The sequence below is a fragment of the Occallatibacter sp. genome (assembly GCF_049802275.1).
In the GTDB taxonomy this organism is placed as follows: Bacteria; Acidobacteriota; Terriglobia; order Terriglobales; family Acidobacteriaceae; genus Telmatobacter.
In genome coordinates, this window is sequence record NZ_JBARMD010000696.1 from 1 (window position 1) to 8,988 (window position 8,988).

An 8,988-nucleotide genomic window follows, 5' to 3' on the forward strand; every position below is an offset into this window, starting at 1 on the left:
CGTCAATGATTCGCCAGAAATTACCCGCTGGATGCTCGCACCCGAACGCGGCGCCTGCGTGCGCGTCTACCCTATCGGCGCCGCCACCCGCGGATCAAAAGGCGAAACGTTAAACGACTTTGCCGCACTGAAAGCCGCCGGTGCCGTCGCCGTTACCGATGACGGCCATCCCATCCTCAAAGACAGCGTGATGCGCGAAACACTGGCAGCAGCAGCGCGCGTAGGCCTCAGCGTCATCCAGCACGCTGAAGACACGCGCATGACGCAGGGCGCCAGCATGAATGCCGGCCCAACCGCGTTCAAGCTCGGCCTGCGCGGCATGCCGTCCGAAGCCGAAAGCTCCCTCGTCGAACGCGACATTCGTCTCGTCACCGAGCTTCGCGACGCCCGCGTTCATCTCCACGTTGCGCACACATCCACCGCCGCCGCCATTGCCGCAGTCCGCCAGGCCCGGCGCAATGGACTCCGCGTCACCTGCGAAGTCGCGCCCCACCACTTCCTGCTGACCGAAGAGCACGTGGGCCAGTACAGCACCAACGCGAAGATGAATCCGCCGCTCCGCTCAGCCGCGGATCGCGATGCCATGATCGAAGCCATTCTCGATGGTGTTGTCGACGCGATCGCCACCGATCATGCGCCGCATGCGACGCACGAGAAGGAAGTGGAGTTTGAAAACGCGCCCAATGGCATCACCGGCCTTGAGACAGCACTGGGGCTCTGCCTGCGCTGGCTGCACAAGGAGTGGAAGTTGCCCTTAGGCCGCGTGCTTAGCTTGCTGAGCGCACAGCCCGCTGCGCTGCTCGGCCTCAAAGGCCGTGGCACGCTTGTGGTCGGCAGCTTTGCCGACGTGGTTGTCTTCGATCCCAAGGCCGAATGGACGTATCACGCCAAGCAAACACTCTCCAAGGCGCACAACACTCCGTTCGACGGATGGATGATGCAGGGCAAGGTTCACTGGACGATCAGCGAAGGGCGGGTAGCGTATTCAAACCATTAAAAATTGAGGAACCCAAAATTCCCCTTGCCATGCCTTGCCACAAACAGTCCTTACGATGCCTTGCCCCGCAATTCCTGTTCTGCGCGCAGCCAATCTTCGGCGTCGTGACCGTGCTGACGTCCGCGCTCGGCCCAGAACTTGTGTGCGAGCCGCGCGATCTCTTCATGCGAGACTCCGATTGAGGTCACTTTGGAAGCCGTGGCTTTCCGTTTGGGCGCAACCGCTTTCGGTGCAGCTGCAGACGCGCTCGTTTTCTTGCGGGTGGTCGGTTTTTTCGGTGTTTCTGCCATTGGACTCTTCTCCTTATCAGGCCCGGGCCGACAAACTGGCCATCTGCTATAGGTTACTAAATCGTCAAGTTCGGATAAAGAGCGAAGCGGCAAAGCGTACCATTTTTGTCAGATCTCATTGTTATTGGTGCTTTCTGTTAACCGATAAGTAATGTAAGTCAATGATCCATCACACGATTGTCGATCATCTGCTGTTTGCCTTTTTGCTTGTGATCCCGCTCCTGGAGTGGAAGTGGGGCTGGCCGCGTTATCTGGCGAAGTTGGCGAGCGGGGCAAATGGGGCGCGCCTCGACCACTACCGGAGACTGATCGCCGGGGAATGGCTCGCGACAATTGGACTCCTGGTGTACTGGGCGGTTGCGGGACGGACCCTGGAAGATTTACGCCTAGCCGGTGATGCTCCATTGCGGCTCGGTATGGGTTTTGTCTATGTAGTCCTTTTGATCGGAGCGCTCTTTGGACAGCGTCGCGCGTTGCTCGCCCGCCCTGATCGCCGTGCCCGCGTGCGTAAAGCACTGCAATTCGCAGAACCACTCCTTCCACATTCCGAGCGCGAACGCCGCATCTTCTGGATTGTCTCGGCGACTGCGGGTTTCTGCGAGGAGATTTTCTATCGCGGCTTTCTCACCTGGTATCTGTCTGCCTGGATGGGGCCTGTTGCGGCGGTGTTGCTGGCCTCGTTGATCTTTGGGGCGGGCCACGTGTATCTCGACATCGGGCAGGTGCCCAAAACAGCCTTCATCGGATTTATATTTGCTATCGTTGTCAGCCTGGTGGGCTCACTGTGGCCGGCGATGCTGCTACACGCGGCGGTTGACTGGAACTCCGGCGAAATGGGGTTCAAGCTGCTAAGCTTGGCATCAAATAGTGAGCCTCGCCCGGCATAGCCTGCCACTCACCTGTTGCTCGGATTCGTGCAGGGCACCTATCCTTGTCGGGCATCCATGGATGCGTTCTTCATTCGCACGCGAGGTCAAACCTGGGCATGAACAAGCGTGAGTTCTTAAAATCATCAGGAGCAATCGTGGCCGGCAGTATGATTTCGCGGTTGGCACCAGCGCAACAGCAGCCCGCTCCACGCGAGAACTGGGCGGGCAACATCACCTACAGCACCGACCATGTGCACACGCCGGCGAATGTGGACGAAGTGCGCGAGGTGGTGAAGAGTTGCAGCAAGCTCCGCGCGCTCGGTTCGCGGCACTCATTCAACCGTATCGCCGACAGCACACAAAATCAGATTTCGCTCCAGCACCTCGACCAGATTGAAATCGACGAGATGGCTCGCACCGTCAGGGTCGGCGCCGGAATCAAGTACGGTCAGCTCGCCCCGGTGATCGATGCACGGGGCTTTGCTCTGCACAATCTGGCATCGCTGCCACACATTCCCGTTGCCGGGGCGATCGCGACCGCCACCCATGGCTCCGGTATTCACAACGGAAACCTCGCCACTGCTGTGCGCGCGCTCGAGATCGTCACCGCCAGTGGCGACGTCATTCAGCTATCACGAGACAAAGATGACGAGCAGTTCCTCGGTGCGGTTGTCGGGCTTGGCGCCGTCGGTGTTGTCACCCGCGTCACGCTGGACCTGCTGCCGACATTCCAGGTCGCGCAGACTGTCTATCAGGATCTCAATTTCGACCAGATCGCGCACAACTTCGACGCCATTTTTGGCGCCGGTTACAGCGTCAGCCTGTTTACCGACTGGCAGCATCACCAGGCCACGCAGGTTTGGATCAAGCGCAAATTGCAACCGGGTGAAAAGCACGAACCGGCGAAAAAATTCTACGGCGCGACACGTGCAACCGAAAAGTTGCATCCCATCACCGGTCATCCTGCGGAAAGCTGCACCGAGCAGATGAGCGTTCCCGGTCCGTGGTACGAGCGCCTTCCCCACTTCAAGATGAATTTCACCCCATCAAGTGGGCGTGAATTACAAACCGAATATCTCGTTCCCCGGGAGCACGGCTACCAAGCTATCCTCGCCGTCGAGAAGTTGCGCGACCAGATCACGCCGCATTTGTTCGTGACCGAACTGCGCACCATCGCCGCCGATAATCTTTGGATGAGTACCGCCTACCAGCGTGATTCGCTGGCGATTCACTTCACGTGGAAGCCCGAGTGGGAGACCGTCAAGCAGATCCTGCCGCAGATTGAAGCGCAGCTAAAGCCCTTCGCTCCTCGCCCGCACTGGGCCAAGCTCTTCACCATCCCGCCCGCGCAACTGCAATCCCAATACACGCGCCTTGCCGAATTCAAGGCCATGCTCAAACGCCAGGACGCTGCGGGAAAATTCCGCAATCAGTTTCTCGAAACAAATCTCTACCAAACGTAGCGCAAACAGACCCAGGAGGTCTTCTCATGCCCGAAGCTGGCGGTTCCAACATCGAAATTGCTCACCATCTCAGCGAGCACAAAGAATCGCAGCATTTGGGCGGACACGAAATACTGGAGATCGTGGAGGCTGTAGTGCTTGCGATAGTCGCTATCGCCACTGCCTGGAGCGGCTATCAGGCTGCCCTTTGGACTGGATATCAGTCAGAGCTCTACGGCCAGGCAAGCAAACTGCGGGTTCAAGCCGAGGGAGCGGCCACATACGCCAATCAGGAGCGCTTGTATAACGCGTCGACCGTGGTTGAATGGCTGAAGGCAGAAGCCCACGGCGATAAGAAGCTTGCCGACCTTTTTGAACGGCGTTTCCTGCCCGAGTTTCGTCCCGCATTTGAAGCCTGGAAAAAGACTGACCCCATCAACAATCCCAATGCTCCCGCGGGCCCACAGTTGATGACGGAATACCGAAGCGCCAAGGCGGATGAAGCCGCCAGGTTGAATGATCAGGCCACGGAAGTCTTCGAGCGCGGCACCCGAGGCCGGCAATACTCCGATCAATACGTGCGCGTAACCGTGACGCTGGCAACCGTGCTGCTCTTGATCGCGATCAGCCAGCGCTTCAAGACGAAGGGCGTGCGCGTGGGAATGCTTGTGATCGCCGCGCTCCTTCTGTGCTTCCCGATTTACCACATCCTCACACTGCCGCGGGCATAGGCGGGGGAAGCAGGCTCACAATGAAAAAGAGCACTCCCCGGAAAATCGATTCTGGATCTCGCGATTCTGCCGCCAGGGAGGTGGACGCGCGGATTCAACAGCTCGTCGACTGGCGCGGAGAGATGCTTGCGCGCGTCCGCGTTTTGATCAAGCAAGCCGATCCCAAAGTTGAGGAGGAGTGCAAATGGAAAAAACCTTCCAACCCCCTCGGGGTGCCTGTGTGGTCCCACAGCGGGATCATCTGCACGGGCGAGACCCACAAGAGCGTAGTCAAGATGACGTTCGCCAAGGGCGCTTTCTTGGATGACCCTGCAGGTCTCTTCAATTCCAGTCTCGAGGGCAATCTGAGGCGCGCCATCGACTTTCGCGAAGGCGACAAGGTGAATGAGAAGGCGCTGAAAGCACTGATTCGTGCCGCGGTGGTTCTGAACACGTCCGAGATATGAGGGATCTCGTGCCGGCGGAGTGGACTGGTATCCCATGTCCCAAAATCGGGACATGGCCCACCCAATATCGTTGTAGGACCGTCTCCCAAACCCGAGCCATTCCATTTACTCATCAAGAAGCCCCTTGCCTTTGAGAATGTGCGGCATGAATTTTCTAACGCGGGCTTCGCGAGTTTTGGATTGCTTTGGGGCGGAAAAGTGATAGATGTAGGCTCGTTGCCGTCCCGGCGTCAACGCTTCAAAGGCAGTCTTCAATTCAGGGAATTCATCGAGCATGATTTGGAATTCTTCGGGAAACTTCAGATCTGAAGTCTTTTTCAATTTCACTTTTAATCCGGCATTTTCTACCTCGATGGCTTCACGAATATAAGCTTTCACGACCGATTTCATCTCCGCGATTTCTCGGACAGACGCGAACTTGAACCAACGCGTGGACTGCGAATGCTGACCGGGCCTGGTCAGAACACCATGGACATCTTTCAGCAGGGCGCCTTTGAAAAAGGCGAAGGCGCAGGATTCCTTCATGCCACTGATGACGACTACGTTCTTTCCCTGGAAGGTGTAGCAGGGTTGACTCCACTTGAATTCTTCGGTCAGCTCGGAGTCAAGAAGGATGGCACGCAACTTCTTCAGCTCTTCCTGCCACTTCTTTGCGTTGGCGATAAAGGCATCAACCTTGGGATTCGCTTTGCTCGTTGTCATAGGGCTACTAGGCGATGTTCGCTGCTCTCACGCTTACAGGGCTGCCGTTCTTCGCGGGAGAGAGGACGCCGATTTTGCGGCTTTCCGGCCGCAGCGCCCACGATGCGACGCAGAGGCCGGCAATCATTAGTGGGGCGATGACGTGAAAGCCGTAAGCGCCGTAGACTCCAACCCAGGCGCAGGATGCCGCGGCGCCAGTGAGGTCAAAGAAGATGCCGGCATAGGCCCATTCCTTGAGGAGCGGATATCGCGGAACGAGGATGGCGATGGCTCCAAGAATCTTCCAGATACCAAGTATCGCGAAGAAATACATTGGGTAGCCGAGATCGGGCACGACTCCGTGAGGGTTAGCGCGATATTGCATCAACTGCGCGACGCCGCCGGTCATGAAGAAGGCCAGCAGGATGGTCGTAGCCCAATAGGCGATGGATTTCGATTTCGTGGTCATTGCAATCCTCCAACGACGTTCTCGAGCTTGCCGATGAAGCTGGTCCAGCCGTATTTCGCACCCTTGTAATTGGCTCCTTCTTCTGACGGGAAGCCGGATTGCTCCATGCGCAGGATGGTGCCGCCCGCGTTCCGTGTCAACGTCCAGGTGACCACGGTCTCTAATCCCATCGTTGTCCAGCCATACGAGAGCCGTGAATTCGGTTCCACCACCAGCACTTCACTGTCTATGACCCCGTTCCAGCCTGGTACAGGCGTGGCGCGAAAGCTGAACCGGTGGCCGACGATCGGCTGGAAATCATTCGTCATCAGCCACTGTTCGATCAGCCTGCCTTCTGTAAGGGCGCGCCAGATCTTTTCCGGGGGATGCGGCATCTCCCGTTCAATGACGAGAGAACGTGTCGTGGCGATATTGGTCATTTGTCCATCCTTTGCAGCAGATTTTCGAGTTGATCAAATCGTTCGCGCCAGAAAGCGCCATATTGGCTGATCCAGTCGACCAGTGGCGCCAGCGCCTGCGGTTGAGCGCTGTAATGGGTTTCGCGTCCCTCGCGGCGATGCCGCACCAGCTTCGCCCTCTTCAGAACTGTCAGGTGCTTCGACACTGCCGGTTGTGAAACTCCGGCACGATAAGTCAAGGCATGCACGGTCTGCTCACCATCGCGAGTCAGGTGCTCGAAGATTGCGCGACGAGTCGGATCAGAGAGGGCCTTGAAAAGATTGTTGGCTACGGCTTGCATTCGTATCCCCCACGGCCATGGGTCTTGTTAACTGTCGATTACCAGTCGAGGTGCGTTATCTGAACGAGATTTCCGCACGTATCGCCAAGCACCGCGATCGTCGATCCTGTCGTCTTCGTCGGTTCCTTGGTGAACATCACACCGTGTTGCTTCAGTCTCGCGTACTCCTTTTGGACGTCAGCGACGAAGAAATTAGAAGCGGGTATTCCCTGCCGATGGATCTCCTGTTGGAACGTCTTCGCGGCCGGATTTTCGTTTAGCTCGAGGACCAATTGAGTGCCCTCTGGTTCTTCAGGTGAGACGACGGTAAGCCATTTGTATTTTCCCGCAGTGAACTCGTGTTTTTTTTGGAAGCCGAGAACGTCGGTATAGAACTTCAGAGCCTTGTCTTGATCGTCAACGAAAATGCTAGTCAATTTGATCTGCATGATGTGTCCTTTCTGCTCCGCGCGATGAGGATTTGGTATGGGTCCATGATTCATTGCGCGCCCAACGCGCCAGCCGCTTGAACACCGCGCCTGCATTTCGAAATCATAACCATATGGTTATGGATTGTCAATAGTCCTTTTCTTACGATGGATCTCCTGACTCCGGCCAGGACAGAATTGGCAGATTTTTTGGGATGCGCTTCTTGATGCGAGCCGTATCGCCGCCGAGCGTATAATCTCCCCAAATCGGGCTCTGCGAGAGAGCTTTCCTCTTCGTTCTCTTAAATGCTTCGTCAGCCTCGTGAGCCAGTCCAATGAAGGAGAAGAAGATGAGCAGATGCAAGCTTTATCTGGCAGCCTTAGCCATGGTTGTACTCAGTTGTGCCGGGCTACGGGCGCAGAGCGGGATCACCGCGCAAAACGGACGCCAGGTTACGTGTGCCTCCGATGACGGCAAACGTCATCTTTGCCAGGTAACGACGCAGTACGGTGTTCGCATGACCAACCAGCGCAGTGGATCGCCATGCATCCAGGGGCAGACCTGGGGATTCAACAAAAATGGCATCTGGGTGGACAGGGGCTGCCGCGCCGATTTCTGGCTTGGCGGTGGCTATCACGGTGGCGGCGGTGGGGGGTATCCGGGTGGAGGTGGCTACCCGAACGGTGGCCGGCAGATTACCTGCTCCTCCAATGACGGCAAGCGAAATTACTGCAACGCAGACACCAGCCGAGGCGTCCGCATGGTCAACCAGCGTAGCGGATCGCCATGCATCCAGGGACAGACCTGGGGTTTCAATCATAACGGCATCTGGGTTGATCGCGGCTGTCGAGCGGACTTCCAACTAGGCAAGTAAACTTCGATTCCGTTGGGCATAGTCCGGCGGACCCTTATGGGGTCCGCAGACTGTCGGACGCCAAAACGAGGGCCCATTCATAGCGAGAATGGACGGCCATCTCGCCGAGTCTATCCCTTGCGGCGGTAGAGGACCTGGAACTCGTAGCCCGCGTTTGGTGGGAACAGGCTGGCGATGTGGCGCAGCCTCTCGGCTAACGCGGGCGCGGCCAGCAGCGGATATTCGCGCTCGCGCAGGTCGTGATAATCGAAATCGACCGAGAGTGAGAGCATATAGATCGCAAGCGCATCTGAAAACGCGGCGTCGTAGAATGCCGTTCGCGCCCGCTCGTCAATCGTCTTCTGTCCGTTGTGCAAGTCCTGCGCGCGACGCCGAGCTTCCCAGGCATCCTGGCTGGTTTCTCCGCGTACCTGCGCCTCGGCCTGCGACCAGATGAGGCGCGCAAAGCTCTCCGGCACACCCGCCGCATCGGCAAAATTGTGCGCCACGTTTATAAAGAATTCGAAGGCCAGCCCGAATCGGTCTTCGACAAGACGCGTGGATAGAAACACAGCTTCCGTAGTGCCGAAGCTCGCGTTGCGATGGCACACTGCGCGATCGCCAAGTTCGACCGTGTAGGAGGGCGCGATCATTGTCTCGCCTGTATCGGCGATGGCCAGCGGAACGAAGTAGTAGGCGCGGCTCTTCAGCGCTGGAGCGAGCAGTGCCGGAACCGCGCCGGCCAATCTCTCCAGGTCAGTTTCGCTGATACGTGTCTCGCCCCATCCGGCAAAGTTGATGCCGTTGGGAGTACGACCGACGTTGGCCTGTGCGGCCACCTTCTCCGCGGGCCATAGCTCGATTTGAGCGCTGCTCGGCATAAGATTGTATTCTAGACGAGAGAGGTCGCGACGATGCAAACAGCGCATGGCCAAGAGCACCCCGGCGCCACATTTCTCGGATTTCCCCTGGAAGGCTTCAGCCTTTTCCAAAGCCTGCTGCTGGCGTTCACTTCAGGGTTCTTCACTTTTTTTGCAACGACCACGATCTCCATCTTCGCGTT

At 57.5% G+C, this 8,988-nt stretch carries 13 protein-coding genes; 6 read left to right on the forward strand and 7 right to left on the reverse strand.

Features of this window, described 5'->3' with window-relative positions; genetic code table 11:
- Positions 1–997: dihydroorotase (locus WA354_RS23475; protein ID WP_472815451.1), on the forward strand; the 997-nt coding region annotated here is incomplete at its 5' end.
- A 50-nt stretch (positions 998–1,047) separates the two neighbouring features.
- On the opposite strand, the gene WA354_RS23480 is transcribed toward WA354_RS23475, so the two are convergent.
- Positions 1,048–1,287 carry a DUF2934 domain-containing protein gene (locus tag WA354_RS23480; protein ID WP_472815452.1) on the reverse strand — a complete coding sequence of 80 codons (240 nt, stop codon included), beginning with the start codon at positions 1,285–1,287 and terminating at the stop codon, positions 1,048–1,050.
- 161 nt (positions 1,288–1,448) lie between these two features.
- Here WA354_RS23480 and WA354_RS23485 point away from each other — a divergent pair, with 161 nt between their 5' ends.
- The 4 genes from WA354_RS23485 (at position 1,449) to WA354_RS23500 (ending at position 4,775) form a co-directional block, all read left to right on the forward strand.
- Positions 1,449–2,174, forward strand: coding sequence for a CPBP family intramembrane glutamic endopeptidase (locus WA354_RS23485; protein ID WP_472815453.1), 726 nt, complete (start codon positions 1,449–1,451; stop codon positions 2,172–2,174).
- Positions 2,175–2,272: 98 nt separating this feature from the next.
- Complete coding sequence (locus tag WA354_RS23490; RefSeq protein ID WP_472815454.1) at positions 2,273–3,619, forward strand: FAD-binding protein; 1,347 nt, start codon at positions 2,273–2,275, stop codon at positions 3,617–3,619.
- Between the two features lie 26 nt (positions 3,620–3,645).
- Positions 3,646–4,329 carry a hypothetical protein gene (locus tag WA354_RS23495; protein WP_472815455.1) on the forward strand — a complete coding sequence of 228 codons (684 nt, stop codon included), beginning with the start codon at positions 3,646–3,648 and terminating at the stop codon, positions 4,327–4,329.
- Positions 4,330–4,349: 20 nt separating this feature from the next.
- Complete coding sequence (locus WA354_RS23500; RefSeq protein ID WP_472815456.1) at positions 4,350–4,775, forward strand: DUF1801 domain-containing protein; 426 nt, start codon at positions 4,350–4,352, stop codon at positions 4,773–4,775.
- A 105-nt stretch (positions 4,776–4,880) separates the two neighbouring features.
- On the opposite strand, the gene WA354_RS23505 is transcribed toward WA354_RS23500, so the two are convergent.
- The 5 genes from WA354_RS23505 to WA354_RS23525 are packed head-to-tail and all read right to left on the reverse strand — an operon-like array spanning position 4,881 to position 7,092.
- The gene (locus WA354_RS23505; protein ID WP_472815457.1) at positions 4,881–5,477 is read right to left on the reverse strand and encodes a YdeI/OmpD-associated family protein; all 597 of its coding nucleotides are present in this window, start codon (positions 5,475–5,477) and stop codon (positions 4,881–4,883) included.
- 7 nt (positions 5,478–5,484) lie between these two features.
- Entirely contained in the window at positions 5,485–5,925 is a 441-nt protein-coding gene (locus WA354_RS23510; RefSeq protein ID WP_472815458.1) for a DoxX family protein, read from the reverse strand.
- Positions 5,922–6,344, reverse strand: a complete 423-nt coding sequence (locus tag WA354_RS23515) for an SRPBCC family protein (protein ID WP_472815459.1) — start codon at positions 6,342–6,344, stop codon at positions 5,922–5,924. Before WA354_RS23515 ends, WA354_RS23510 begins: the two co-directional genes overlap by 4 nt.
- Positions 6,341–6,664 carry an ArsR/SmtB family transcription factor gene (locus WA354_RS23520; RefSeq protein ID WP_472815460.1) on the reverse strand — a complete coding sequence of 108 codons (324 nt, stop codon included), beginning with the start codon at positions 6,662–6,664 and terminating at the stop codon, positions 6,341–6,343. The genes WA354_RS23515 and WA354_RS23520 overlap by 4 nt, the downstream gene beginning before the upstream one ends.
- Positions 6,665–6,702: 38 nt before the next feature.
- Entirely contained in the window at positions 6,703–7,092 is a 390-nt protein-coding gene (locus WA354_RS23525; protein WP_472815461.1) for a VOC family protein, read from the reverse strand.
- A 329-nt stretch (positions 7,093–7,421) separates the two neighbouring features.
- Here WA354_RS23525 and WA354_RS23530 point away from each other — a divergent pair, with 329 nt between their 5' ends.
- Positions 7,422–7,946: a DUF3011 domain-containing protein gene (locus tag WA354_RS23530; protein ID WP_472815462.1), complete on the forward strand. Its 525-nt coding sequence runs from the start codon at positions 7,422–7,424 to the stop codon at positions 7,944–7,946.
- Between the two features lie 110 nt (positions 7,947–8,056).
- On the opposite strand, the gene WA354_RS23535 is transcribed toward WA354_RS23530, so the two are convergent.
- Positions 8,057–8,806 carry a hypothetical protein gene (locus WA354_RS23535; protein ID WP_472815463.1) on the reverse strand — a complete coding sequence of 250 codons (750 nt, stop codon included), beginning with the start codon at positions 8,804–8,806 and terminating at the stop codon, positions 8,057–8,059.
- Positions 8,807–8,988 lie beyond the last annotated feature (182 nt).

Coding starts and splice junctions, on each gene's coding strand:
- WA354_RS23490 (WP_472815454.1), top strand. CDS start 2,273: ATGAACAAGCGTGAGTTCTTAAAATCATCAGGAGCAATCGTGGCCGGC.
- WA354_RS23520 (WP_472815460.1), bottom strand. CDS start 6,664: ATGCAAGCCGTAGCCAACAATCTTTTCAAGGCCCTCTCTGATCCGACT.
- WA354_RS23485 (WP_472815453.1), top strand. CDS start 1,449: ATGATCCATCACACGATTGTCGATCATCTGCTGTTTGCCTTTTTGCTT.
- WA354_RS23480 (WP_472815452.1), bottom strand. CDS start 1,287: ATGGCAGAAACACCGAAAAAACCGACCACCCGCAAGAAAACGAGCGCG.
- WA354_RS23495 (WP_472815455.1), top strand. CDS start 3,646: ATGCCCGAAGCTGGCGGTTCCAACATCGAAATTGCTCACCATCTCAGC.
- WA354_RS23510 (WP_472815458.1), bottom strand. CDS start 5,925: ATGACCACGAAATCGAAATCCATCGCCTATTGGGCTACGACCATCCTG.
- WA354_RS23525 (WP_472815461.1), bottom strand. CDS start 7,092: ATGCAGATCAAATTGACTAGCATTTTCGTTGACGATCAAGACAAGGCT.
- WA354_RS23505 (WP_472815457.1), bottom strand. CDS start 5,477: ATGACAACGAGCAAAGCGAATCCCAAGGTTGATGCCTTTATCGCCAAC.
- WA354_RS23535 (WP_472815463.1), bottom strand. CDS start 8,806: ATGCCGAGCAGCGCTCAAATCGAGCTATGGCCCGCGGAGAAGGTGGCC.
- WA354_RS23530 (WP_472815462.1), top strand. CDS start 7,422: ATGAGCAGATGCAAGCTTTATCTGGCAGCCTTAGCCATGGTTGTACTC.
- WA354_RS23500 (WP_472815456.1), top strand. CDS start 4,350: ATGAAAAAGAGCACTCCCCGGAAAATCGATTCTGGATCTCGCGATTCT.
- WA354_RS23515 (WP_472815459.1), bottom strand. CDS start 6,344: ATGACCAATATCGCCACGACACGTTCTCTCGTCATTGAACGGGAGATG.